The following is a 25,215-nucleotide window of genomic DNA, read 5'->3' as shown; positions in this document are numbered from 1 at the left end:
TGCCTCACCGGATCCGCTCGTTGGCCGGGTCGAGCAGCGGGGTGGCGTCGACCGAGCCGACCGTGACCGGGTAGAGCTCCTCCATGTAGGACACGGCGAGCTGGTTGCCGATGACCGCCTGGTCCGGCGGCAGGTAGGCCATCAGCACGTGCTTGCCGAGCGAGGGCGCGGAGCCCGCGGTCGTGACGTACGGGTGGTGGCCGTGACCGTCGGTCAGGGTGCCGCCGTCACGCGTCAGGATTGGTTCCCCGCCGAGCATGTAGCGCTTCGCGCCGCTCGCCGACGTGTGGTCGTCGACGGTCATCGTGCAGAGCACCGTCCGGGGTGCCTCCTCGCGCTGCCGGAGGTAGGCCTCCCGGCCGACGAAGTCGGCGGTCTTCACCTTCGGCCGCTGCATGCCGGCCTCGACGATGCTGCGCTCCCCGTCGAGCTCGAAGCCGAAGGCGCGGTAGCCCTTCTCGATCCGGCCGGTGGTGCCGTAGACCCCGATTCCCACGGGTACGGCGCCGTGGGAGGACCCGGCCTCGAGCAGGGTCTCCCACACGCCGGCCGCCGCGTCCATCGGGACGTAGAGCTCCCAGCCGAGCTCGCCGACGTAGGAGATGCGCGATGCCAGGACGGGCGTGCCCTTGACCTGGACCTCACGGCAGGTGAGGAACCCGAAGCCGGCGTCCGACACGTCGTCGGACGTGAGCGAGGCCAGGATGTCGCGGGCGCGGGGGCCCCACAGCCCGATCGTGCTCAGCTCGTCGGTGCGGTCGGTCAGCCTGGTGGCGCCGTCGTCGACGAGCTGGTCGGTGAACGACTTGCGGTCGGCCATGCCGTGCGCGCCGCCGGTGACCACGCGGAAGTGGTCGTCGCCGAGCCGCATCACGGTGAGGTCGCTCTTGAACCCGCCGCGGGCGTCGAGCACCGGCGTGTAGACGACCTTGCCGACCGCCACGTCGCACTGCGCGACGCACGTGCGCTGCACGGACTCGAGCGCGCCCGGGCCCTCGATGTCGAAGATGCAGAACGCCGACAGGTCGATGACACCGGCGGCCTCGCGCATGCGCAGGTGCTCGGCGTTGATGATCGGGCTCCACCAGCGGGAGTCCCACTCGTGCTCGCGCGGCATCACGGCGTCGCCGTACACCTCGAGGAGGTGGGCGTTGGACTCGTACCAGTGCGGCCGCTCCCAGCCGGCGGTCTCGTAGAAGAACGCACCGAGCTTCTTCTGCGACTCGTGCATCGGCGAGAGCCGCTGCTCGCGGTCGGACTCGTACTGCTCGGAGGGGTGGATGATGCCGTAGGTCTTGATGAACGCCTCGGTCGTGCGCAGCCGGGTGTGCTCCCGGCGCTTCTGGTGCTGGTGGAAGCGGGCCACGTCGCTGGCGTTGACGTCGATCTCCGGGTGGCCGTGCGTCATCCACTCCGCGACCGCACGGCCGACGCCCGGGCCCTCCTTGATCCAGACCGCGGCCGCGGTCCAGAGGCCGCGGACCTCGCTCTCACCGAGGATCGGGCTGCCGTCGCAGGTCAGCGAGAGGAGCCCGTTGATGGCGTAGCGCATCTCCGCGCCGTCGGCGCCGAGCAGCTCGGGCATCAGCTCGTAGGCCTGCTCCAGCTGCGGGTCGAAGTCGTCGGAGGTGAAGGGCATCTCCGTCGGGGACAGCTTGGCCTGCTCGATCGACGGGATGTCCTCGGGCTCGTGCAGGATCGCGCGGTGGGCATAGGACCCGACCTCCATGTCGGCGCCGTGCTGGCGCTCGTAGCAGAAGGTGTCCATGTCCCGCACGATCGGGAAGCTGATCTCGCCCTCCTGCTCCGCGAGCTGCGGGCACGGACCGACGCTGATCATCTGGTGCACGGCCGGGGTCAGCGGGATCGAGATCCCTGCCATGTCGCCGATCTTGGGGCTCCAGACGCCGCACGCGATGACCACGGTCTCGGCCTCGATGTCGCCGTCCGTGGTGCGCACGCGGGTGATCCGGCGGCGCCCGGCGCCGTCCTCCTCGGTGTCGAGACCGACCACCTCGACCGTCGGTACGACGGTGAGGGCACCGGTCTCCAGCGCGCTCTCGCGCATGATCGTGCCCGCGCGCAGCGAGTCGACGACGCCGACGCTGGGCGTCCAGAACGCGCCGATGAACTGGTCCGTCTCGATGAAGGGCACCTTCTCCTTCACGAAGGCGGGGTCGACCAGGTGCGCCTCGATCCCCCACGCCTTGGCGGACGACATCCGCCGGCGCAGCTCCTCCATGCGCGCCTCCGTGCGGGCGAGCTCGAAGCCGCCGGACTCGGTGAAGACGCCCATCTCCTTGTACTGGCGCACGGAGTCGAGCGTCAGGTCCGTGATCTCCCGGGAGTGGTCCACCGGGAAGATGAAGTTCGAGGCGTGACCGGTGGAGCCGCCGGGGTTGGGCAGCGGACCCTTGTCGATCTGCACGATGTCGCGCCAGCCGAGCCGGGCCAGGTGGTGGACGAGGCTGTTGCCGACGATGCCCGCGCCGATGACCACGACACGGGCGGTGGGGGGAACGGTGGCCATGAGCTCAACTCCTTGTTGCGTATCACGCAACCTGATGCGCTATTTGGAACAACACTCAGTCTGTGCGGTGCCGCCCGCGCCCGTCAAGAGGACGGGCCGGGAACGGAACGGGGCGGCACGCGGTGCGTGCCGCCCCGGTCGGGTGTCGTGTGGCGCCTCGGATCAGCCGAGCCAGGCCTGGACCTTGTCGGGGTTGTCCTTCACCCACTTCGCCGCGGCGTCCTCGGGCGACATGCCGTCGGAGGTGATGTACGCCGCGACCAGGTTCTGGTCGTCGTTGGTCCACTTGAAGTTCTTCACCAGGCCGACGGCGGTCGAGTCGGACTCGGACCAGTCGGTGGAGACGAACTTCTTCAGCGGGGTGTCGGGGTAGGCGCACGCCACCTTCGCCGGGACGTCCTGGCAGCCGTCCGTGTACGGCGGCAGCTTGACCTGCTCCAGCGGGATCTCGGCGTGGATGTACTGCGGCTCCCAGAAGTAGCCGATCAGCCACTCCTTGTTCTTCTGCGCCTGCTCGAACGCGGTGATCGTGGCGGCCTCACCACCGGAGAAGACGACCTTGAAGTCGAGGCCCAGGTTGTCGATGATCGCCTCGTCGAACTGGACGTACGACGGGTCGGAGCCCAGGAACTGACCCTGTCCGCCCGACTCGGACGTGGCGAAGTCCTTGGCGTACTTGTTGAGGTTCTTGTAGTCGAGGATGTCCGGGTGCTCCTCGGCCAGCCAGCCCGGGACGTACCAGCCGATGATGCCGACGTTGCCGTTCTCCCCGAAGTCGGTCGCGCTGCCGTCGCCGCCCTTCGACTCGACGAACTTCTTCTCCAGGTCGGGGTGGCCCCAGTCCTCGATCACCACGTCGACCTCGCCGGTGCCGAAGCCCTGCCAGGAGACGTCCTCCTTGAGGTCCTTGTAGTTGACCGTGCAGCCGAGCTCCTCCTGCGCGACCGTGCCGACGACGTAGGCGCTGGCCTCGTAGCCGACCCAGGGGTTCACGGCCATGTTCAGGTCACCGCACTCGCCTCCTGCTTCGGCGGCCTGGTCCTCGTTGGCCTGGGTCTGCTCTTCGATCGAGCCGCCGCCGCAGGCGGCCACCACGGTGACGCACGCCACGACCGCAACCGCGCGGGCGCCGCGCATCCATCCGTTCCGTGTGTTCCGCATTCCGTACTCCTTGTCGCGAGTGCGATTACGTTTCCGAGTCCTGTGTCCCCGACGTCGCCAGCCCCTGTCACCCCATGGAGGAGCGCCACCACGGGCGACGGGTCGGGTTGTGCGTGATCGGGTCCTGGTTGGCCGCCGCCCGGGCGATGCGGTCGAGCATGATGCCGATCAGCACGATGGTGATGCCGGCGGCGGCGCCCTTGCCCCACTCCTCCGAGCGGGAGAAGCCGAGGACGACGTCGTAGCCGAGCGCGCCGGCGCCGACCATGCCGCCGATGACCGCCATGGAGAGCATGAAGAGCAGGCCCTGGTTGGCGGCCAGCACGATCGACCCCTTGGACATCGGCAGCTGCACCTTGGTGATCTCCTGCCACGTCGTCGCGCCGGTCGAGCGCGACGCCTCGACGGTCGACGAGGAGACCCCGGCGACACCGTCCGCGACGAGCTTGATGGCCACCGGCGCGGCGTAGATGACACCGGCGACGATCGCGGTGAAGCGGGTCGGCCCGAACAGCGCGAGCATCGGGATCAGGTAGACGAACGGCGGGATGGTCTGGCCGGCGTCGAGCAGCGGACGGAGCAGCAGGTCCACGGACTTGCGGCGGGCCATCCACACGCCGAACACGAGGGCCATGACCATGACCAGGACCGTGCCGACCATGGTCATCGTCAGCGTGATCATCGCGTCGTGCCAGAGGCCGAAGATGTAGATGCCGATCAGGCAGATCACCGTCGGCATCAGCGCCCGCAGCCCGCCGAGCACGAGGGCCAGGGCCATGATCGCAGTGGCGGTGACGTACCAGGGCGACTCCGCCAGCAGCGACTGCATGGGGTTGATCAGCGCCTCGGTGATGACGTTCTTGAACCACTCCGTCGCACCGCCGAAGGCGTCGACGAACCACTCGGTGAAGCTGTTGACGGCGTCGGCGACCGAGGGGCCCAGGTTGTTCTCGGGGAACGCCGCCGCCCACGTGTAGAAGCGCGACATCCACAGGGCGACGAGCACGGGCACCGCCGCGACCGCGAGCACGATCCGCCGCTGCCGCATGTTGATGCGGCCCCGAGCCGCCTTCTCGGACGCTTCGCTCGCCGCGGTCGTGGTGCGGTCGAGCATGACCGCCATGACGACGATGAGCATGCCGGGCACGAACGCCCCGCCCACGTCGTTCTTGAACAGCGACTGGAGCACCGGCTGACCGAGGCCCGGGCCATCGACGTACGCCGCGATGGTCGCCATCGACAGCGCGGCCATGATCGTCTGGTTGAGGCCGACCACGATCGTCTTGCGCGCCATCGGCAGCTGCACCTTGCGCAGCCGCTGCCAGCTGGTTTGACCGGCCGAGTCGGTGGCCTCGATGGTGGTGGACGGCACCGAGCGGATGCCGTGGCCCGCGATGCGGATCAGCGGGGGCAGCGCGTAGATCAGGGTGCAGACGACGGCGGCGGACGCGCCGATGCCGAAGAAGAGCACGATCGGCAGCAGGTACACGAAGGTCGGCATCGTCTGGAAGATGTCGAGGATCGTGTTGATGATCGAGTTGCCGAGCCGGCTGGTAGTGCCGAGCAGCACCGCCAGCGGCATCCCGATGAGGACGGCGACGGAGACCGACACGAAGGTCACGATCAGCAGGTCCATCGAGTCCGACCAGTAGCCGAAGAGCCCGAAGGACACGAACGACGCCGCGACCAGGAGGGCGATCCGCCAGCCGGCGACCGCCAGCCCGATCCACACCGCGACCGCGGTGACGCCCAGCCAGCCGATCTGCGGCACCGGGCGCGGGAAGTCGGGGATGGAGATCATCCGCTGGCACCACTCGACGGCTTCCTTGAACCACTCGCCGAGCTGGTAGGTGAACTGGATGAACGGGTTGGTGTCGCGGCTGGCGAGCACCGCGTTGCGGAACTCGGTGAGGTCGTTCTGGAGCTGGGTGTGCTCGCGCGCTCCGAGCGTCAGCGTGTCCTGGCCCTTGGTGAAGGCCCAGACAACGATCCAGACGCCGATCACGATCAGCGCCCACGCCCAGCGGGGCAGGTGGCGCGGTTCGGCGGGTGGAGGTGGGGGCTCCTTGGCCTCCGCGCGAGGAGGCGCGACGACGGTCGTCATGCCGGGGCCTCCTCCTCGGCCACGACCACGCGGAGGATGTCCTCGTCGTCGACGACCCCCACGAGCTTGTCGCCGTCCATGACCCGGCACGGGCCGTGGTGGTCGAGCACCACGCGGGCGGCGTCCTTGACGATCTGGTCGGCCTGGAGCACCGGGCCGTCACCCGCGTCCCCGTTGGGCTCGTGCATGACCCACTTGAGCGTGAGCACGTGCGAGCGCGGGACCTCGGAGGTGAAGTCGCGGACGTACTCGTCGGCCGGTGCGCCGATGATCTGGTCGGGCGTGCCGACCTGCACCACCTCGCCGTCGCGCATGATCAGGATCCGGTCGCCGAGCTTGAGCGCCTCCGCGAGGTCGTGGGTGATGAACACCATCGTCTTGCGCAGCTCGTGGTGGAGCCGGATGACCTCGTTCTGCATGTCCCGGCGGATCAGCGGGTCGAGGGCGGAGAACGGCTCGTCGAACAGCAGCAGCTTCGGGTCACCGGCCAGCGCCCTCGCCAGGCCGACGCGCTGCTGCATGCCACCGGAGAGCTGGTCGGGGTAGGAGAACTCGTAGCCGGACAGACCCACCAGGTCGACTACCTCGGCCGCCTTCGCCCGGCGCTCCTTCTTGGGCACGCCGCGGATCTCGAGGCCGTAGCCCACGTTGTCGATCACCTGGCGGTGCGGCAGCAGCCCGAAGTGCTGGAACACCATCGACGCGTGGTTGCGTCGGAGCTCACGGAGCCGGGACTCGTTGGCCTTCGTCACGTCCTCGCCGTCGACGATCACCTCACCGGCCGTCGGCTCGATCAGCCGGGTCAGGCAGCGCACCAGGGTCGACTTGCCCGAGCCCGACAGGCCCATGACGACGAAGACCTCCCCCTGGGCGACCTCGAAGGACACGTCCTTCACGCCGACGACGCAGCCGGTCTTCTCCTTGAGCTCCGGGCGCGGCAGCTCCGCGTCGGGCGTACCGAGGATCTTGTCGCCTCCCTTACCGAAGATCTTCCAGAGGTTGTGCACCGCGAGGGCGGCGTCGGTCGCGGGGACCGAGGTGCCCTGCGGCTCGTGGTCGGTCATGGTGGTCATCGCTGCTCCTCGTCACCGGGAAGGTCGCCGGCGGCGTTGCGGGGGTCGCCAGGCGGGTAGAGGGGGGTGCCGTCGCGGTAGCGGTAGTACGGCACGTCGGCCGCTGGGAGCGGGGTGTTCCCGGCGATCAGGTCGGCGGCCTTCTCGGCCACCATCATCACGGGCGCGTAGATGTTCCCGTTGGTCACGAACGGGAAGACCGAGGCGTCGACGACGGACAGCGCCTCGAGCCCGTGCACGCCCATCGTGGTGGGGTCGACCACCGCCATCTCGTCGACGCCCATCTTGGCGGTGCAGGACGGGTGCAGCGCCGTCTCGGCGTCCGCGCGGACCCAGTCGAGGATCTCCTCCTCGGTCGCGACCTTGGCGCCGGGCGAGAGCTCGCCGTCGTTGTACGGCGCGAACGCCGGCTGGTTGAGGATGTCGCGCGCGACCCGGACGGCCTCGACCCACTCCTTGCGGTCGGTCGGCGTGGAGAGGTAGTTGAACTGCATCGAGGGGTGCACCCGGGGGTCGGTGGACCGGATCCGCACCCAGCCGCGGGTGTCGGCGTACATCGGGCCGATGTGCACCTGGTACCCGTGCCCCTCGGTCGGCGACGAGCCGTCGTAGCGGATCGCGACCGGCAGGAAGTGGAACATCAGGTTGGGGTAGTCGACCTCGTCGTTGCTGCGGCAGAAGCCGCCGCCCTCGAAGTGGTTCGTCGCGCCGAGCCCGCGCCGGTGCACGAGCCACTGGTAGCCGATGCCGGGCCGGGCCCGCCAGCGCAGGCCGGGGGCGATCGACACGGGCTGCTTGGAGGCGTACTGGATGTAGACCTCGAGGTGGTCCTGGAGGTTCTCCCCCACGCCCGGCAGGTGGTGGATGACGCCGACGCCGTGCTCGCGCAGGAGCTTCTCGTCGCCGACCCCGGAGAGCTGGAGCAGCTGCGGGCTGTTGATCGCGCCGCCGCAGAGGATCACGCGGCCGGCGTCGACGCTGCGGTGCAGACGGCCGCCGCGCAGGTAGTCGACCCCCACCGCGCGGCTGCCGCGGAACCGCACCTTCGTGGCGAGCGCGAGGGTCTCGACCGAGAGGTTCTTCCGCGACCGCACCGGGTGGAGGTACGCGCGGGCGGCGGAGAGCCGGCGGCCGCGGTGGACGTTGCGGTCGAACCGGGCGAAGCCCTCCTGGCGGTAGCCGTTGACGTCGTCGGTCAGCGGGTACCCGGCCTGCTGGGCCGCCTCGAAGAACGCCCCGAACAGCGGGTTGGTCGCGGGACCGCGCTCCAGGACGAGCGGCCCGTCGCCGCCGCGCCAGTCGTCGGCGCCGGCCAGGCAGGTCTCCATGCGCTTGAAGTACGGCAGGCAGTGGAGGTAGTCCCACTCCTTCATCCCGGGCTCGGCGCCCCAGCGCTCGTAGTCCATCGGGTTGCCCCGCTGGAAGATCATCCCGTTGATGCTCGACGAGCCGCCGAGCACCTTGCCGCGGGCGTGGAAGACCCGGCGGTCGTTGAGGTGCGGCTCGGGGTCGGTCTCGTACTTCCAGTCGTAGAGCCGGTTGCCGATGGGGATCGGCAGCGCCGCCGGCATGTGGATGAACGGGTCGATCCGGTAGTCGGACCGGCCGGCCTCCAGGACGAGGACGCTGGTGCCCGGGTCGGCGGACAGGCGGTTCGCGAGCGCGCACCCGGCCGAGCCACCTCCCACGATGACGACGTCGTACCGGTCCGCACCCATGTCCGCCGCCTATCCGTTGAACCAGTGCTGGGCGGCCGGCCGGATGTTGTGCCAGATGTGCTTGGTCTCGCGATACTCGTCGAGGCCGGCGACCCCGAGCTCGCGTCCGGTGCCGGACTGCTTGTAGCCGCCCCACTCGGCCTGGGGCACGTAGGGGTGGTAGTCGTTGATCCACACCGTGCCCATCCGCAGGCGGGCGGCGACCCGTTGCGCCTTGCCGGCGTCCTGGGTCCACACCGCGCCGGCCAGGCCGTAGATGCTGTCGTTGGCGGTCGCGACCGCCTCGTCCTCGGTGCGGAAGTACTCCACCGTGAGCACCGGCCCGAACGACTCGTCCTGCGTCACCGACATGTCGCTGGTGCAGCGGTCGAGGACGGTCGGCAGGTAGTAGAAGCCGCCGGCGAGCTCGGGCTCGTCGGGCCGGGCCCCGCCGCAGCGCAGCCAGGCGCCCTCCTCGATCCCGGCGGCGACGTAGGCCTCGACCTTGTCGCGGTGCGCGGCGCTCGTCAGCGGTCCGGTCTCGGCCTTGTCGTCGAACGGGCCGCCGAGCCGGATCCGGCCCGCCCGCTCGACGAGCTCCTCGACGAAGTCGTCGTGGATGGACTCCTCGACGAGCAGGCGCGCGCCCGCCGAGCACACCTGGCCGGAGTGCAGGAAGACGGCGGTGAGTGCGAAGTCGAGGGCCACCTCGAGGTCGGCGTCGGCGAAGACGATGTTGGGGTTCTTGCCGCCGAGCTCGAGCGCGACCTTCTTCACCGTGCCGGAGGCCGCCGCCATGATCCGGCGGCCCGTCGCGAGGCCGCCGGTGAACGAGACCAGGTCGACACGGGGGTCGGTCGAGAGCGGGGCGCCCGCCTCGGGACCGGTGCCGAGGACGAGGTTGCCGACCCCCGCCGGCAACCCCGCCTCGTCGAGCAGTCGCATCAGGTGGATGGCGGAGTGCGGGGTCAGCTCGCTCGGCTTCAGCACGAACGTGTTGCCGGCGGCCAGGCACGGCGCGACCTTCCAGGACACCTGGAGCAGGGGGTAGTTCCAGGGCGTGATCAGCCCGCACACGCCGATCGGCTCGTGCACCACGCGGCTCACCACGTCGGGGTTGCCGGTGTCGACGACCCGGCCCGCCTCCTCGGTGGCGACGTGGCCGTAGTGGCGGAAGACGGAGACGACGTCGGCGACGTCGTACTCGCTCTCGACGAGGCGCTTGCCGGTGTCGAGCGACTCCATCCGGGCGACGTCGGCCGCGTCGCGCTCGAGCAGGTCGGCCAGGCGCAGCAGCAGGTCGCCGCGCTCACGCGCCGACCACCCCGGCCAAGGGCCCGTGTGGAACGCCCGGTGGGCCGCGCCGATGGCCGCGGCGCAGTCGTCGGCACCGGCCTCGTCGACCTCGCCGACGAGGTCACCGTTGGCCGGGCAGCGGACTTCGCGACGCCCGCCCGATCGGGCGGACACCCACTGACCCTCGATGTAGAGCTCCGCCACTGGCACACCCTTCTGCACCCGCGGGGTCTGTTGCGTATGCCGCAACCTGATTCACAGGCCGCAACCACACCAGCCCCTTGGGTCGAGGATCCTGCTCTCGCGCACCTCGCGTCAAGCACTAGGCCGAGGTCGTGACCTGACGGTGTCCCCAGCCGAGCCGCAGCGAGACCTCCAGCGCGGACGCCCTCACCAGCCCTGCGACCTCGTCGATCCGCTCCCCCAGCCGGAACGTCGGCCCGGAGACGCTGATCGAGGCGATGATGTCGCCGCCCGCGTTGCGGATCGGCGCGGCGACGGCGGCGAGGCCGATCTCGAGCTCGTCCACGGCCACGGCGTACCCCTGCTCGCGGACCCGCTCGAGCTCCGAGCGCAGCTCGGCCTTCCGGGTGACCGTGCGGGGGGTGTACGACGGCATCGTCGGCAGCAGCCGGCGGAGCGCGGCGTCGTCGAGACCGCTGAGCAGCACCTTGCCGTTGCTGGTGGCGTGGAGCGGGATGTGCTGCCCGACCCAGTTGTGCGGCTGCAGGGCCGACGAGCCCGCGACCTGGTCGAGGTAGAGCGCCGAGCTCTCCGACAGCACGGTGATGTTGACGGTCTCCCCCGTGTCGGCGGCGAGCTGGCGGCAGACCGGCCGCGCCTCCTGGACGACGTCGAGCCGCGCGGTGGTCGCCCCGGCGAGCCGGAGCACGCCGACGCCGAGCCGATACTTGCCGCGGTCCCCGGTCTGCTCCACGAGCCGGTGCGCCTCCAGCGTCGAGACGAGGCGGAAGGCGGTGCTCTTGTGCACCCCGAGCTCCGCGGCCACCTCGGTGACCCCGGCTTCACCGATCCGGGCGAGCACCTCGAGGATGGTCAGCGCCCGGTCGACGGACTGCACCCCGCCGTTCGCGTCACGGGCGCCGTTCCGCTCCTCGGAGGCCGTGGTCATGGCTGAGACACTAGCGCAGGAGTTGTTGCGTATCGCAGACTCCGTTCCGGAGCACGCAACGAGGATCGTCGGAGGGCCCCACCGATCATGACACCCACAACGAGCGCGACCGCCACCGCCGCGACCGGCGACTTCGTCCTCGTGCTCTCCTGCCCGGACCGGCCGGGCATCGTGCACGCGGTGAGCGGGTTCCTGGTGCGCCACGGCGGCAACATCCTGGAGAGCCAGCAGTTCGGCGACCGGCTGTCGGGCCGTTTCTTCATGCGGATCGACTTCACGGTCACCGCGGCGGTCGACGCCGGCTCGCTGCGTGCCGACTTCGCCGACGTCGCCGGAGAGTTCGGCATGGACTACGAGCTGTGGGACACGCGGGCGCCGTACCGGACCCTGGTGATGGTCTCGCGCCAGCTGCACTGCCTCAACGACCTGCTGTTCCGCACCAGCACGGGCGCGCTGCAGATCGAGATCCCGGCCGTCGTCTCCAACCACCTCGACGCCGAGCCGCTGGTGAAGTCGTACGGCATCGACTTCCACCACATCCCGGTCACGCCGGACACGAAGGCCGACGCGGAGGCGCGGCTGATGGACCTGGTGGAGAGCACCGGCTCGCACCTGGTCGTGCTGGCGCGCTACATGCAGGTGCTGTCGGACGACCTGTGCCGCCGGCTGTCGGGGCGGGCGATCAACATCCACCACTCGTTCCTGCCGAGCTTCAAGGGCGCCAAGCCCTACCACCAGGCCTTCGACCGGGGCGTGAAGCTCGTCGGGGCGACCGCGCACTACGTGACCGCCGACCTCGACGAGGGGCCGATCATCGAGCAGGACGTGGTGCGCGTGGACCACACCTACGACCAGGACCACCTGGTGGCCGCAGGTCGCGACGTGGAGGCCCAGGTGCTCTCCCGCGCGGTCCGGTGGCACGCCCAGTCGCGGGTCCTGCTGAACGGAGAGAGGACCGTCGTCTTCCGCTGAGGTGCGCCTCGGCCGCGGACGTCGTACAGGGAGGGACGTCACATGCAGTCAGACATCGAGATCGCCAACGCCGCGGTGCTGCGGCCGATCACGGACGTGGCCTACGAGACCCTCGGGATCCCGGAGGAGCACCTGGTCCGGTACGGGCACCACAAGGCCAAGGTGGACCTGCCCTACCTCACCTCGCTCGCCGAGCGACCGCTCGGGCGGCTGGTGCTGGTGACGGCGCTGTCGCCGACGCCACCGGGCGAGGGCAAGACCACGACCACGGTCGGGCTCACGGACGCGCTGCACGGTCTCGGGCACCGGTCGGTGGCCTGCCTGCGCGAGCCCTCGATGGGGCCGGTGTTCGGCATGAAGGGCGGCGCGGCCGGTGGCGGCTGGAGCCAGGTCGTGCCGATGACCGACATCAACCTGCACTTCACCGGCGACTTCGCCGCGATCGCCGCGGCCAACAACCTGCTCGCCGCGCTGATCGACAACCACGTCCACCACGGCAACGAGCTCGAGATCGACGTCCGCAGCGTCACCTGGAAGCGCGTGCTCGACATGAACGACCGGGCGCTGCGCCAGGTCGCCGTCGCGCTCGGCGGCCACGCCAACGGCTTCCCGCGCGAGGACGGCTTCGACATCGTCGTCGCCTCCGAGCTGATGGCGATCTTCTGCCTGACCGAGTCGTACGCCGACCTCAAGCGGCGCATCGGCGACATCGTCATCGGCTACACGCGGGCGATGAAGCCGGTCACCGCCCGCGAGATCGGCGCCGACGGTGCGATGGCCGTCGTGCTGCGCGACGCGCTGTCACCCAACCTCGTGCAGACGCTCGAGGGCGCGCCGGCGTTCGTGCACGGCGGCCCGTTCGCCAACATCGCCCACGGCTGCAGCTCGGTCATCGCGACCCGCGCCGGGCTGCGGCTCGCCGACATCGTCGTCACCGAGGCCGGCTTCGGCGCCGACCTGGGCGCGGAGAAGTTCGTCGACATCAAGTGCCGCAAGTCCGGGCTGCGCCCCGACGCGGCCGTCGTGGTCGCCACCGTGCGCGCGCTGAAGTACCACGGCGGCGTCGCGCTCGCCGACCTCGGCACCGAGGACCTCGCCGCCGTCGAGGCCGGCATGGTGAACCTGCGCCGCCACCTCGACAACATCCGCCACGCCTACGGCATCCCGTGCGTCGTCGCCGTGAACCGGTTCCCGACCGACACCGACGCCGAGATCGCGAAGGTCGTAGACCTGGTCGCCGCCGAGGGCGTCCGCGCCTACCCCGCGACGCACTTCGCCGACGGCGGCGTCGGCGCCCAGGACCTCGCCAAGGGCGTGCTGGAGACGCTCGACTCGCCCTCGCCGTACACGTTCTCGTACACCTACGACGACGACCTGTCTCTGACCGAGAAGGTCGAGGCGATCGCCACCCGGCTGTACGGCGCCGGCCTCGTGACCTGGGACGCGAAGGCGCGGCGGCGGCTCACGCGCATCGAGACCGACGGCTACGGCGGGCTGCCGGTGTGCGTGGCGAAGACGCAGTACTCGTTCTCCACGGATCCGGCCTCGCTCGGCGCGCCCTCGGACCACGAGCTGCACGTGCGCGAGGTCCGGCTGTCCGCCGGCGCCGGCTTCGTCGTCGTGGTCTGCGGCGACATGATGACCATGCCCGGCCTCCCGCGCGACCCGTCGGCCTCGCGGATCGACCTGGCCGACGACGGCACGATCCTGGGCCTGTCGTAGGCCGGCGCCCCGCTGTGACGCGGGGTCTGGCCGTGGCGGGTCGTCCAGGGCGTCGCGGAGCAGGCCGGGGACGGCTTGCCACGGCCAAGGGACGCTTCACAAGGCGCATACCCCTGGGGAAGCGTCCATGGGCCTGGAGAAGTGCCTCCGGTAGGGCGGACGGCGGGCCGGCGACGAGGGGCAAGACGCGCCGACTCGACGCCCCCGGGAGGGCAAGTCGCGCCGACTCGCGCCCTCCTCGCGGGAGGTACGAGCCGGGTCGGCAGGGTCGAGCGGGAGGTACGAGCCGGGTCGGCGAGGTCGAGCGGGAGGTTCGAGCCGGGTCGGCGGGTGGGTCAGTCGCCGAGCTCCTTGCGGCGGCGGATGACGTACTCCTCGAGCTCGGCGCGGACGGCGTCGTCGAGCGGCGGGGGTTCGTACTCCTCGAGGCGCTTCTTGTAGATCTCGCCCGCGCGGTCGGCGGCGTCCTTGCCGCCGTTGCGCATCCAGCGCTCGTAGTTCTCCGACGAGGACAACAAGGGCCGGTAGAAGCAGGTGCGGAAGCGCTCCATCGTGTGCATCGCGCCGAGGAAGTGGCCACCGTGGCCGACCTCGGCGTGGGCGCCGAAGGCGAGCGAGTCCTCGTCGATCTCGAGCGGGGTGAACTCCACCTGGAGCATCTGCAAGAGCTCGACGTCGACGATGAACTTCTCGTAGCCGGCCACCAGACCACCCTCGAGCCAGCCGGCGGAGTGCATCACCCAGTTCGCGCCGGCGAGGAACGTCGGCATCATCGTCATCAGCGCCTCGTAGCCGGCCTGCGCGTCGGCGACCTGCGACGAGGTCAGGCCGCCGCCTGTGCGGAACGGCAGGCCGAAGTGCCGGGCGATCTGCCCTGTGCAGAGCAGGCCGAGGCCCGACTCGGGGGTGCCGAACGTCGGCGAGCCGGACTGCATGTCGATGTTGGACAGGAACGACCCGAAGATCACCGGCGTGCCCGGCCGGATCAGCTGCGACAGCGCGATCCCGGACAGCGCCTCGGTGATCTGCTGCACGAGCGCGGCGGGGATCGTGACCGGCGACATCGCGCCCATCAGGATGAACGGCGTCAGCACGACGGGCTGGCCGGCGGCGGAGTACTCGAACTGCGCCTCGAGCATCCGGTCGTCCCAGCGCAGTGGCGAGTTGCAGTTGATCAGCGAGATGGTCGCGGGCGTCTCCTCGATGGCCTCCCGCGAGCCGAAGAGGATCGACGTCATCGCCAGGGTGTCGGCGGCGTTGATCCCGGAGACCACGTTGCCCATGTAGACCTTGTCGGTCAGCGTCTGCAGGGCGTAGGTCATGTCGAGGTGCCGGCTGTCCAGCGGGGTGTCGGACGGCTCGCAGATCACGCCGCCGGCGGAGTCGAGGGCCGGGAACGACTGGGCGAGCTTGGTGAAGCTGCGGAAGTCCTCCATCGTCGCGTCGCGGCGCACCTCGCCCTCGCGCACGAACGGCGGGCCGTAGACCGCGCCGAACGCCATCGCGTCGCCGCCGATGTGGATGCTGTGCTCCGGGTTGCGGGCCTGCACGTCGAACTCGGACGGCGCCTTGGCGACCTGCGCCAGCACGAAGTCCGGGTCGAGGAACACCGTGTTGTCCTCGACCCGCTGCCCCGCGTCCCGGAAGAGGTCCAGCGCGCGCGGGTCCAGGAACTCCACGCCGATCTCGGTCACCAGCCGGCGCCAGCCCTTGTCGAGGGCGGCCATCGCGTCCTCGGAGAGCACCTCGTAGCGCGGCATCCGGTTGCGGAACATCGGTCCTCCTGCGGGTCTGTTGTCCATCCGTCGACGGGCCCCGGCCCGGTGCTTGACCCGGCCGCCGTACGACTCCTAGCCTCATGATGTGGAACCACAGTTCCACATCATGGAACCCGCTGGGAACCCCCGACCCGCACCGTCACCAGGAGAAGTCCGTGAGCGAGACCGGCACCGTCACGGCCAGCGGCACGCGCGCCGTCGACCGCGCCGCCGACCTGGTCTCGACCGTGGTCCGCGCCGAGGACCCGATGACGTTCGCCGACCTGCAGGAGTCCAGCGGGCTGGCCAAGTCCACGACGTCGCGGATGCTCACCGCGCTGGAGCGCTCGGGGCTGCTCGAGCGCGACGCCGACGGGTCGTACGTCGCCGGCTCCCTGTTCTGGCTGTACGCCGCCCGCCACGACCCGTGGGAGGAGCTCGTGCGCGTCGCGCAGCCGACCATGGCGGCGATCGGCGACGACACGCACGAGACCGTGCACCTCAGCGTCGCTCGCGGCGACCGGGTCGTGCAGGTCGCCCAGGTCGACGCGACGTTCCTCCTCGGCACCCGCGACTGGACCGACGTCGACGTGCCGCCGCACTGCTCGGCGCTGGGCAAGGTCTTCTACGCCTGGGGCGTGCTGCCGCTGCCCGACGCGCAGCTGCCGCCGCAGACGGACGAGACACTGACCGACCCCGCCCTGTTCCGGCTCGACGCCGAGCGGTCCCGGCGGCGCGGGTGGACGGTCACGGCCGACGAGCTCGAGATCGGGCTCTCCGGTGTCGCCGTGCCGGTGCACGGTCCGCACGGCGACGTCGTCGCCGCGCTCGGGGTCTCGGGCCCGACCCCACGGTTGGAAGGACGGCTCGACGAGCTCGGGCGCCGTCTGCACGAACATGCCGCGGAGCTGTCCACGCTGCTCCGCGGTCGCACACCCAAGGAGGGCGTGGCATGACCCCTGAGGAAATCCTGCAGTCGCTGTACGACGAGACGCTCGTCGGCAACGCACCGCGCGTCCTCGAGCTCACCGAGGAGGGTCTGCAGCTCAGCATGGAGCCGCAGACCCTGCTGTTCGACGCCCTCATCCCCTCACTGGAGGAGGTCGGGGCGCGGTTCGAGCGCGGCGACTTCTTCGTGCCGGAGATGCTGATCGCCGGCCGGGCGATGGCCGGGGCGATGGAGCGGCTGCGCCCGCTGCTCGCCGAGACCGGCGTCGAGACCGTCGGCAAGTTCCTGATGGGCACCGTCAAGGGCGACGTCCACGACATCGGGAAGAACCTCGTCAACATCATGCTCGAGGGGGCCGGCTTCGAGGTGATCGACCTCGGGGTGCAGGTCGCGCCGGAGAAGTTCGTTCAGGCGATCGAGGAGCACCAGCCCGACATCGTCGGGTTCTCGGCGTTCCTCACCACCACGATGCCGATGTTCAAGGCCAACATGAACGCCCTCGAGAAGGCCGGCCTGCGCAACGAGGTCGTCGTGATGGTCGGCGGCGCGCCGGTCACCCAGGAGTACGCCGACGCGGTCGGCGCCGACGGCTACGCCGCGGACGCGTCCGCGACCGTGAAGCGCGCCAAGGCGCTGCTCAACGAGCGCCGGACGAAGGTCCCCGCATGAACACCCCAGGAAAGCGCTCCCTGCGCTCGCTTCGCTCACTCCGCTCTCGCTTCCCCGGGGACCCCGCATGAGCCACGACGGACAGCCGCTGCACACCGTTCTCCGGTCCGCCTCCAAGGAGGTGACGCTCGGTCACGACCAGCGCTTCTGCCTGATCGGCGAGCGGATCAACCCCACCGGCCGCCGGATCTTCCAGGAGCAGCTGCGCAACGGCGACATGTCCGCCATCGAGCGCGACGTGATCGCCCAGGTCGAGGGCGGCGCCGACGTCCTCGACGTCAACATGGGCGTGCCGCTCACCGACGAGCCCGACCTGCTGGCCCGGGCGATCCGGATGGTCCAGGACCTCACCGACCTGCCCGTCTGCATCGACTCCTCGGTCGTCGAGGCGCTGGAGGCCGGGCTGTCGGCGTACCAGGGCCGCGCCCTGGTCAACTCGGTGACCGCCGAGGACGACCGGCTCGCCGCGATCCTCCCCCTCGTCAAGCGGTACGACGCGGCGATCATCGCGCTGCCCAACGACCACGACGAGATCCCCATGGAGGCCGACAAGCGGCTCGACCTGACGGCCAAGATCGTCCGGGTCGCGACCGAGGAGTACGGCATCGCCAAGGCCGACATCGTGATCGACCCGCTGGCGATGCCGATCGGCGCGGACACGTCCACGTCGCTGGTCACCTTCGAGACGATGCGCCGGATCAGCGACGAGCACGGCCTGAACATGACCTGCGGCGCGTCCAACACGTCCTTCGGGATGCCCGACCGGCACACGCTCGGTGCGGCCTGGCTGCCGATGGCGATGACGTCCGGGCTGACCAGCGCGATCATGGACACCCGGACGCCCAAGATCGTCGAGGCCGTCAAGGCCGCCGACGTGTTCCTCAACCACGACGAGTGGGGCATGGCGTGGATCGCCGCGCACCGGGCGAAGGCGACCGCGTCGGCATGACCACCACCTGGGAGGCCGCATGACGGACGGCGTCCCCGACGTCGACCTCGACGCCGTACGACGTGAGGGGCTGCTCCCCGCGCGCGGGGCCGAGGCCACGCAGCACGACGGCACCGGCCGCGTCTCGCTGTCGTTCACCGTGCTCGACCCCGACCCGGCGCGCACCGTGCAGCGGCAGGTCCGGGTGCCCCCGGGCGTGACGGTGTTCGACTCCGCGTCGTGGAACGGCATCGCGATCGACTCCACCTGCGGCGGCCACGGCACCTGCCACAAGTGCAAGGTGCGGGTCGAGGGCGGCGCCCCGATCACCCGGCACGACGTGAAGACGTTCAGCCGCGAGCAGCTCGACGACGGCTGGCGCCTGGCCTGCCTCGTCAACGCCACCCGCGACCTGGCCGTCGACGTGCCACCGCTGACCACCCGGCCCAAGGCGGCCACCGTCGGCGTCGGCCGGCAGGTGATCCTCCGGCCCGCCATCCAGAAGCGGTACGTCGAGCTCGACGAGCCGACCCTCGCCGACCAGCGCACCGACCTGGCCCGCGTGCTCGACGCGATCGACGACCTCGAGCCCGAGCCGGACCTGCACGTCCTGCGCCGGCTGCCGAGCGTGCTGCGCAAGGCCGACTTCAAGGTCACCGCCGTCATCGTCGACGAGGCGCTGCTCGACGTGGAGCCCGGCGACACCACCGGCACGCAGTACGCCATCGCGTTCGACCTCGGCACCACCACCGTCGTCGCGACGCTCCTCGACGTCACCACCGGCACGCCGGTCGCCGTCGCGTCGATGCTCAACCAGCAGCAGCCGTTCGGCGGCGACGTCATCACCCGGATCAGCGCGACGATGCTCGACCCCGACACGCTCGGCCGGCTGCAGCAGGCCTCCGCCGACACCCTGTCCACGCTGGCCGCCCAGGTGTGCGAGGAGGGCGGCGTCGACCCCGCCCACGTCTACGAGGTCGCGCTCGCCGGCAACGCGACGATGACCGCGCTGGCGCTGGGCATCGAGCCCGAGCCGATCGGCGTCGCGCCGTTCGTGATGGCGGCCGCGCACCCGCCGGTCGTGCTCGCCACCGACCTCGGCCTGCGCCTGCACCCGCGCGCCCGGGCCGCGATCTTCCCGGCGCTCGGCGCCTACGTCGGCGGCGACATCGTGGCCGGGATGCTGGCCACCGGCATGGACCGGGACAAGCGCACCCGGCTGCTCATCGACGTCGGCACCAACTGCGAGATCGTGCTCAGCGACGGCGACAGGATCGTCTCCACCGCCGCACCGGCCGGCCCCGCCTTCGAAGGCGGTGCGATCCGCTGCGGGATGCGGGCCGCCGACGGCGCGATCGAGGTCGTCAAGCTCGGCGAGACGGTCGAGCTCGGCGTGATCGGCGACGTCGAGCCCAGGGGCCTGTGCGGCTCCGGGCTCGTCGACGCGGTCGCCGAGCTGGTCAAGGTCGGCCTGCTCGACGGCTCCGGCCGCTTCGTGCCCGACGCGGACGCCAAGGAGGTCGCGCCCGCGCTCGCCGACCGGCTCACCAGGATCGGCGAGGAGCGGGTCTTCGTGCTGCACCGGCCCGCCCCCGACGCCGAGCCCACCGACTGCGTCGTGCTGTCACAGCGCGACGTGCGCGAGCTGCAGTTCGCGAAGGCCGCGATCTCGACAGGCTGGTCGCTACTGCTCGAGGAGCTCGACCTCGAGCCGCGCGACGTGCAGCAGGTGCTGATGGCCGGCTCGTTCGGCAGCTACCTCTCCCCCGCCTCCGCCGTCCGCATCGGGCTGGTGCCCAAGCTGCCCGTGCTGCGCATCGTCTCGGCCGGCAACGTGGCCGGCGAGGGCGCGAAGATGTCCCTGCTCTCCCTGCGCGAGCGGGCCGGCGCGACGGCGCTGACCGAGGAGGTGACCTATGTCGAGCTCTCCGACTGCGCCGACTTCAACGACCGGTTCGTCGAGCAGCTGGCCTTCGCGGACTGACCGCACCGACCGCACCGCGCTCGTGGCCTGCGGCGCGATCGCCCAGCACGCCGCCCGGATCGCGACGCGCCGCGGGTGGCCGCTCGACGTGCACCCGTTGCCACCGCTGCTGCACAACCGGCCCGAGCGGATCGCCGACGAGGTGCGTCGCGCAACCGAGGGACTGCGGGCGTCGTACCAGCGGGTCGTGGTGGGGTACGCCGACTGCGGCACCTACGGCGCCCTCGACACCGTCTGCGCCGAGCTCGGGCTGACCCGGCTCGAGGGGCTGCACTGCTACGACGTGTACGGCGGGGCCGAGCGGATCGAGCGGTTCTTCGCCGAGCAGCCCGGGACCTACCTGCTCACCGACTTCCTGGTGCGCTCGTTCGCCCGGACGGTCGAGCAGGAGCTCGGCCTCGACCGGTGGCCGGAGCTGCACGACGCGTACTTCGGGCACTACACGCGGGTGGTCTGGCTGGCCCAGGACCCCGACGACGAGCTGCGTGCGCTGGCCGACGACGCGGCGCAGCGGCTCGGCCTGCCGCTGACCGTGCTGGAGACCGGCGACGCCGGCCTGGAGCGGTCCCTGGCCGCCGCCCTCGGCGCCTGACTCCCGCGCGTCGACGCGTCAGCGCGTCACCGCGTCAGCTGGTGCAGCAGGTCGTTGCGCCAGGTCTCGGTCGCCTCGATCTGGTTGAACGTGAAGACGTGCAGCCCGGCGACGTTGGCGTCGGGCATCGCGAGCGCGGGTGCGCACTGCTCCAGGAACCGCTCGCCGGTGAAGCCGCCGGGCGCGGCCAGCCGGGCCAGCGTCCCCTTGTGCTTGACCAGGAACCGCGTGGACTCCCCCACGCCGATCTTGGTCGCCATGGCGAGCAGCTTGGTGCGCTCGACCGGACCCGGGAGGCCGAGCAGAAGCGGCATCGTGATGCCCCGGTCGCGCATCCGGCGGACCCAGACCCGGATCGTGCCGGGGTCGAAGGTCAGGTTGCTGACGACGTGGGTGGCGTAGCGGCGCTTGTCCCACATCGACTGCACGGTGAGGTCGTCGTGGATGGTCGGGTGCGACTCCGGGTAGCCGGCGATGCCGACGTGCGAGAACGGCCGGCCGAGGTCGGCCAGGTCCTCCAGCAGGCTCAGCGCGTCGGGATAGGTGCCGTCCGCCTCGGCGTCACCCCCGGGCACGAACACCCGGGCGATCCCCTTGCCGGTGAGCCGCTCGCAGATCTCCGCGAGCTCGCCGCGGCCGTGCACCATCCGGGCCGCGAGGTGCGGCACCACGAGATAGCCGTGCCCGGCCAGGCGTTCGGCGAGGTCGAGGGTGGCGCCCAGCCCCTTGCCGGGCGACGCTGTCACGGTGATGACGCGTTCGCGCGGCAGGTGGGTCAGGACGGTGTCCTCGACCGAGGGTGTGGGCAGCACCTCGTAGCGGGCGTCCGCGACGAGGCGGGCCAGCAGCTCAGCATGACGCCTGTTGCGCATGGAGGAACTCGTTTCGTGATGCGCATCAACCGATTCGCAGCGTAGCCTGTCGGCGCGGGCCCGGCCAAGAGCCTCGGGGTGGCCTCCGGGCACCGTTGGTCCGAGCGATCCGGCCGTGTGGCCGGCGGAGGTCAACATGCGTGTGCTCTTTGCCGATTCCGTCGGGAAGTCGACCGTCACCGACCTGGAGGCCCGCGGCCACACCTGCGTGGTCGAGCCCACCCTGCAGGCCGGTGACCTGGCCGCCCGGGTGGCCGGGTTCGACGTGCTGGTGGTGCGCAGCACCAAGGTCGGGGCGGAGGTGTTCGAGGGCGCGGACCGGCTCGCCCTGGTGATCCGCGCCGGCGCCGGCACCAACACCATCGACACCGCCACCGCCGCCGCCCGCGGCGTGCTGGTCGCCAACCTGCCCGGCCGCAACGCGATCGCCGTCGCCGAGCTGACCCTGGGCCTGCTGCTCGCCGTCGACCGGCGAATCGTCGACGGCACGGTGGACCTGCGGGCCGGGCGCTGGGACAAGAAGAGCTACAGCGCGGCGCAGGGGCTGTACGGCGCCACGATCGGCGTGCTGGGCCTCGGCTCGATCGGGCTGGAGGTGGCCCAGCGCGCCGCCGCCTTCGGGATGCACGTCATGGCGCTGAGCAAGCCCGGCCGGAGCGCCCGCACCACCGCGCGCCTGGAGGAGCTGCGGGTGCGGACCGTCGAGACCCTCGAGGACCTGCTGCCCGCCTGCGACGTGGTGACCCTGCACCTGCCGTCGAGCCCGGACACCGTCGGGCTGGTCGACAAGGACTTCCTCTCGCTGATGAAGCCGGGCGCCGTGCTGCTCAACACCTCGCGCGGCGAGCTCGTCGACGAGGACGCGCTGCTGGAGGCGCTCGACGAGAAGGACCTGCGCGCCGGGCTGGACGTCTACGCCGACGAGCCGGGCAGCGGCCAGGCCGAGTGGACCTCCCGGCTCGCGCAGCACCCGCGCGTCGTCGGCACGCACCACATCGGGGCGTCCACCCAGCAGGCCCAGGACGCCATCGCCGACGGCGTCGTCGAGATCGTGGACGCCTTCGTCCGGGGCGAGCCGCCGCACTGCGTGAACCTCACTCCGAGCCGGATCGGGTCCTCGACCCTGACCGTCCGGCACCTCGACCGGGTGGGCGTCCTGGCCCGCGTGCTCGACCTGCTCAGCCGCAAGGGGCTCAACGTCGAGCAGATGCAGAACCGGGTCTTCCGCGGCGGTGACGCGGCCGTCGCGACCATCGACGTCGACGGTGTGGTCACCGACGACCTCGTCGCCGAGCTCGGGGCCTCGTCGGACGTGCTCGGCGTCTCCTCCACCACCATCGACAGCGCATGACGGCTGCCGCCGACGCGGGCGGCGCCCCGGGCCCGGTCCGCCCCTTCACGGCGCGCGTGGTCCGGCAGGAGTGGGCCGCTCGGGCCGTCACCCCGATGGTGGACGCGCTGCACCTGCAGCGCGACCGCCCGTCGGTCGACCTGCCCCCGTCGGCGTACTCCCCCGCGACCCGGGCCGTCTACGTCTACCGGATCCGCCGGGCCGGCACCGACCACGTCGGGGTCGTCGCCGACGTCGCCCTCCGCTCGTTCGCCGAGGGCCGCGTGCGCGGCCACGAGGCCGTCGAGCCGCACCGCGTCGACGCCCTGGTCTCCGTGTACGCCGACCAACCCGGGCGTGCCGAGCCCGTCGCCCTGCTGCACGGCTGCGGGGCGTCGTTCGCGGCGCGCGTCGACGACGTCGTGCGCGGCGAGCCGCTGCTCGACTTCGCGGGACCCGACGGGCTCGAGCACACGCTGTGGCAGGTCCACGCCGAGCCGCAGGCCGCCGGGCTCCTCGCCCCGCTCGGCGAGGGCGTGCACTACGTCGCCGACGGGCACCACCGGGTGGCCGCCCGGCTGCGAGCCTGGGACACCGCGGGCCATCCGGCCGACGCCGGGGTGCTGTGCGTGCTCTACCCCCTGGACGGGCTCGCCCTGTCGTCGTTCCACCGCCGCGTCGTCGGTCCGGTCGACGGCGACGCGCTGCTCGCCGCGGCCGCGACCCGCTTCACCGTCACCGCCACCACCGGACCGTCCGGGACGGACGGCGTCGACCTGTACGTCGCCGGACGCTGGCACCACCTCGCCGTCGGCGCCGAGCGTGCCCACGGGGTGGCCGGCCTCGACGTGACGCTCCTCCAGGACCGTCTCCTCGGCCCCGCCCTCGGCATCGACGGGCCCGGCGATCCCCGGCTCGAGGTGCACCCCGACCACGTCGCGCTCGACGCCCTCGTCGCCCGCTGCGACGCCGACGGCGGCGCGCTCTTCCTGCTCCGCCCGCCGGCGCTCCGGGCGCTCACCGAGGTCGCGGACCTCGGCCAGGTGATGCCGCCGAAGTCGACCTACTTCGCGCCGAAGCCGTGCGCCGGGATCTTCCAGCTCTGATGCGGACCACCACCTGACCCGACACGAGAGGAGAGGCCGATGATCCTGCGCACGTGGCGAGGCGCCGTCCGACCGGAGGATGCCGAGGCGTACCTCCGGCACCAGGACGACACCGGGGTCCGCGACTACCGCGAGACCCCCGGCAACCTCGGAGTCCTGGTGCTCCGGCGCCAGCGGGGCGACCTGGTCGAGGTGACCACGGTCTCCCTGTGGACCTCGATGGACGCCGTCAAGGCGTTCGCCGGTGACGACCCCGGACGGGCGAAGTTCTACCCGGGCGACGACGACCTCCTCGCCGAGAAGGACTCCCACGCCGACCACTACGACGTGGTCGGTGCTGACCTCGATCCCATCATCGGTGCGCAGCCAGGCTGACCAGGCGCTGTCCTAGCCGACGAGCGCCGCGAGCACCTCCTGGGCTCGGGCCAGCGCCGGCGAGTCGTCGTCGGCACGCACCGCCGCCACCAGGTCGATCCGCGCGTCGCGGGCGACGAGCGGCCGGTACGTCGTCCCCCGGATCCCCAGCTCCGAGACCGGCTCGGGCACCACGGCCACGCCGAGGCCGGCCGCCACGAACGTCACGAGCGTCGAGGTCTCCGCGACCTCGTGCCGGATGCGCGGCTCGAACCCCGCCTCACGGCACAGCGCCACGACCGCGCCGTACATCACCGAGCCGCGCGCGGTGTGCACGACCAGGTCCTCACCGCGCAGGTCCGACACGCCGAGACGGCGGCGCGACGCGAGCCGGTGCCCGTCGGGCAGCGCCACGATCAGCCGCTCCTCGCGCACCCGGCTCAGCCGCAGGGACGGCTCGTCGACCGGCGGCCGGAGCAGCGCCAGGTCGATCTCCCGGTCGAGCAGCGCGGCCGCCTGCTGGGGCCCGAGCATCTCGCCGCGGAACGAGACGTCGACGTCCGGCAGCTCCTCGTGGAGCCGGCGCGCGAGGGCCGGCAGCAGGCTGTATGTCGCCGAGCCGACGCAGCCGACCACGAGGCGGCCCTTCAGGCCCGCGGCCACCCGGCGCACCTCCTCGCCCGCGTCGTCCACACCGGCGAGGAGCGCACGCGCCCGGACGAGGTAGGCGGAGCCGGCCGCGGTGAGCTCGACCCGCCGGGTGGTCCGGTCGAGCAGCCGCACGCCCAGCTCGTCCTCGAGCCGGCGGATCTGCTGCGACAGCGGCGGCTGGGCCATGTGCAGCCGCTCGGCGGCGCGGCCGAAGTGACGCTCCTCGGCGACGGCGACGAAGTAGCGCAGGTGGCGGAGCTCCATTCGTTCATACTCGCAGAGTCTCAATAGCGGCGAAACAGATACTTCTCCATATCAGCGATCCGGCCTAGCGTG

The 25,215-nt window shown here is 71.4% G+C and carries 19 protein-coding genes and 1 pseudogene; 10 read left to right on the top strand and 10 right to left on the bottom strand.

What is annotated here, in order from left to right:
* Nucleotides 1-4 precede the first annotated feature (4 nt).
* The 7 genes from ETU37_RS19000 to ETU37_RS18970 all read right to left on the bottom strand — a co-directional run bounded on the left by ETU37_RS19000 (nt 5) and on the right by ETU37_RS18970 (nt 10,993).
* Nucleotides 5-2,530, bottom strand: coding sequence for a GcvT family protein (locus tag ETU37_RS19000; RefSeq protein WP_129988923.1), 2,526 nt, complete (start codon nt 2,528-2,530; stop codon nt 5-7).
* 162 nt (nt 2,531-2,692) lie between these two features.
* Nucleotides 2,693-3,691: an ABC transporter substrate-binding protein gene (locus ETU37_RS18995; protein WP_240755838.1), complete on the bottom strand. Its 999-nt coding sequence runs from the start codon at nt 3,689-3,691 to the stop codon at nt 2,693-2,695.
* Between the two features lie 67 nt (nt 3,692-3,758).
* Nucleotides 3,759-5,795 (bottom strand): ABC transporter permease, encoded by a 2,037-nt coding sequence (locus tag ETU37_RS18990; RefSeq protein WP_129988922.1) that lies wholly within the window; start codon nt 5,793-5,795, stop codon nt 3,759-3,761.
* Nucleotides 5,792-6,868 carry a quaternary amine ABC transporter ATP-binding protein gene (locus ETU37_RS18985; protein WP_129988921.1) on the bottom strand — a complete coding sequence of 359 codons (1,077 nt, stop codon included), beginning with the start codon at nt 6,866-6,868 and terminating at the stop codon, nt 5,792-5,794. The genes ETU37_RS18990 and ETU37_RS18985 overlap by 4 nt, the downstream gene beginning before the upstream one ends.
* Nucleotides 6,865-8,586, bottom strand: coding sequence for a choline dehydrogenase (gene betA, locus ETU37_RS18980; RefSeq protein WP_129988920.1), 1,722 nt, complete (start codon nt 8,584-8,586; stop codon nt 6,865-6,867). Before betA ends, ETU37_RS18985 begins: the two co-directional genes overlap by 4 nt.
* A 9-nt stretch (nt 8,587-8,595) precedes the next feature.
* A complete protein-coding gene (locus ETU37_RS18975; RefSeq protein ID WP_129988919.1) occupies nt 8,596-10,065 on the bottom strand; it encodes an aldehyde dehydrogenase family protein in 1,470 nt (489 codons plus the stop codon).
* A 118-nt stretch (nt 10,066-10,183) separates the two neighbouring features.
* Nucleotides 10,184-10,993 carry an IclR family transcriptional regulator gene (locus ETU37_RS18970; protein WP_129988918.1) on the bottom strand — a complete coding sequence of 270 codons (810 nt, stop codon included), beginning with the start codon at nt 10,991-10,993 and terminating at the stop codon, nt 10,184-10,186.
* Between the two features lie 87 nt (nt 10,994-11,080).
* Between ETU37_RS18970 and purU the strand changes: the two genes are divergently transcribed.
* Entirely contained in the window at nt 11,081-11,965 is an 885-nt protein-coding gene (gene purU / locus ETU37_RS18965) for a formyltetrahydrofolate deformylase (protein WP_129988917.1), read from the top strand.
* 42 nt (nt 11,966-12,007) lie between these two features.
* Nucleotides 12,008-13,687, top strand: a complete 1,680-nt coding sequence (locus tag ETU37_RS18960) for a formate--tetrahydrofolate ligase (RefSeq protein WP_129988916.1) — start codon at nt 12,008-12,010, stop codon at nt 13,685-13,687.
* Nucleotides 13,688-14,022: 335 nt separating this feature from the next.
* Here the strand turns inward: ETU37_RS18960 and ETU37_RS18955 are convergent.
* A pseudogene (locus ETU37_RS18955) lies at nt 14,023-15,492 on the bottom strand (trimethylamine methyltransferase family protein); the annotation flags it as partial.
* Between the two features lie 128 nt (nt 15,493-15,620).
* Here ETU37_RS18955 and ETU37_RS18950 point away from each other — a divergent pair.
* The 5 genes from ETU37_RS18950 to ETU37_RS18930 all read left to right on the top strand — a co-directional run bounded on the left by ETU37_RS18950 (nt 15,621) and on the right by ETU37_RS18930 (nt 20,566).
* Entirely contained in the window at nt 15,621-16,400 is a 780-nt protein-coding gene (locus tag ETU37_RS18950) for an IclR family transcriptional regulator (RefSeq protein WP_165372606.1), read from the top strand.
* Complete coding sequence (locus tag ETU37_RS18945) at nt 16,397-17,062, top strand: corrinoid protein (protein WP_129988913.1); 666 nt, start codon at nt 16,397-16,399, stop codon at nt 17,060-17,062. Before ETU37_RS18950 ends, ETU37_RS18945 begins: the two co-directional genes overlap by 4 nt.
* 67 nt (nt 17,063-17,129) lie before the next feature.
* On the top strand, nt 17,130-18,011 hold the full coding sequence (locus ETU37_RS18940; RefSeq protein WP_129988912.1) for a dihydropteroate synthase: 882 nt from the start codon (nt 17,130-17,132) through the stop codon (nt 18,009-18,011).
* Between the two features lie 19 nt (nt 18,012-18,030).
* On the top strand, nt 18,031-19,974 hold the full coding sequence (locus ETU37_RS18935) for an ASKHA domain-containing protein (RefSeq protein ID WP_129988911.1): 1,944 nt from the start codon (nt 18,031-18,033) through the stop codon (nt 19,972-19,974).
* Between the two features lie 22 nt (nt 19,975-19,996).
* A complete protein-coding gene (locus tag ETU37_RS18930; protein ID WP_206054039.1) occupies nt 19,997-20,566 on the top strand; it encodes a DUF1638 domain-containing protein in 570 nt (189 codons plus the stop codon).
* A 26-nt stretch (nt 20,567-20,592) separates the two neighbouring features.
* Here ETU37_RS18930 and ETU37_RS18925 read toward each other — a convergent pair whose 3' ends face one another.
* Complete coding sequence (locus ETU37_RS18925; protein ID WP_129988909.1) at nt 20,593-21,438, bottom strand: methylenetetrahydrofolate reductase; 846 nt, start codon at nt 21,436-21,438, stop codon at nt 20,593-20,595.
* 136 nt (nt 21,439-21,574) lie between these two features.
* On the opposite strand from ETU37_RS18925, the gene ETU37_RS18920 reads away from it, so the two are divergent.
* The 3 genes from ETU37_RS18920 to ETU37_RS18910 are packed head-to-tail and all read left to right on the top strand — an operon-like array spanning nt 21,575 to nt 24,249.
* A complete protein-coding gene (locus ETU37_RS18920) occupies nt 21,575-22,789 on the top strand; it encodes a phosphoglycerate dehydrogenase (protein WP_129988908.1) in 1,215 nt (404 codons plus the stop codon).
* Complete coding sequence (locus tag ETU37_RS18915) at nt 22,786-23,874, top strand: DUF1015 family protein (protein ID WP_129988907.1); 1,089 nt, start codon at nt 22,786-22,788, stop codon at nt 23,872-23,874. The genes ETU37_RS18920 and ETU37_RS18915 overlap by 4 nt, the downstream gene beginning before the upstream one ends.
* 39 nt (nt 23,875-23,913) lie before the next feature.
* Nucleotides 23,914-24,249 (top strand): antibiotic biosynthesis monooxygenase family protein, encoded by a 336-nt coding sequence (locus tag ETU37_RS18910; protein ID WP_129988906.1) that lies wholly within the window; start codon nt 23,914-23,916, stop codon nt 24,247-24,249.
* A gap of 12 nt (nt 24,250-24,261) precedes the next feature.
* On the opposite strand, the gene ETU37_RS18905 is transcribed toward ETU37_RS18910, so the two are convergent.
* Complete coding sequence (locus tag ETU37_RS18905) at nt 24,262-25,143, bottom strand: LysR substrate-binding domain-containing protein (protein ID WP_129988905.1); 882 nt, start codon at nt 25,141-25,143, stop codon at nt 24,262-24,264.
* Nucleotides 25,144-25,215: the final 72 nt, after the last annotated feature.

Origin of the sequence: Nocardioides iriomotensis (assembly GCF_004168035.1) — a bacterium.
Lineage (GTDB): Bacteria > Actinomycetota > Actinomycetes > Propionibacteriales > Nocardioidaceae > Nocardioides_B > Nocardioides_B iriomotensis.
The sequence above is the reverse complement of the archived record's forward strand: the minus strand, read 5'-3'. Positions and strand labels throughout refer to the sequence as shown.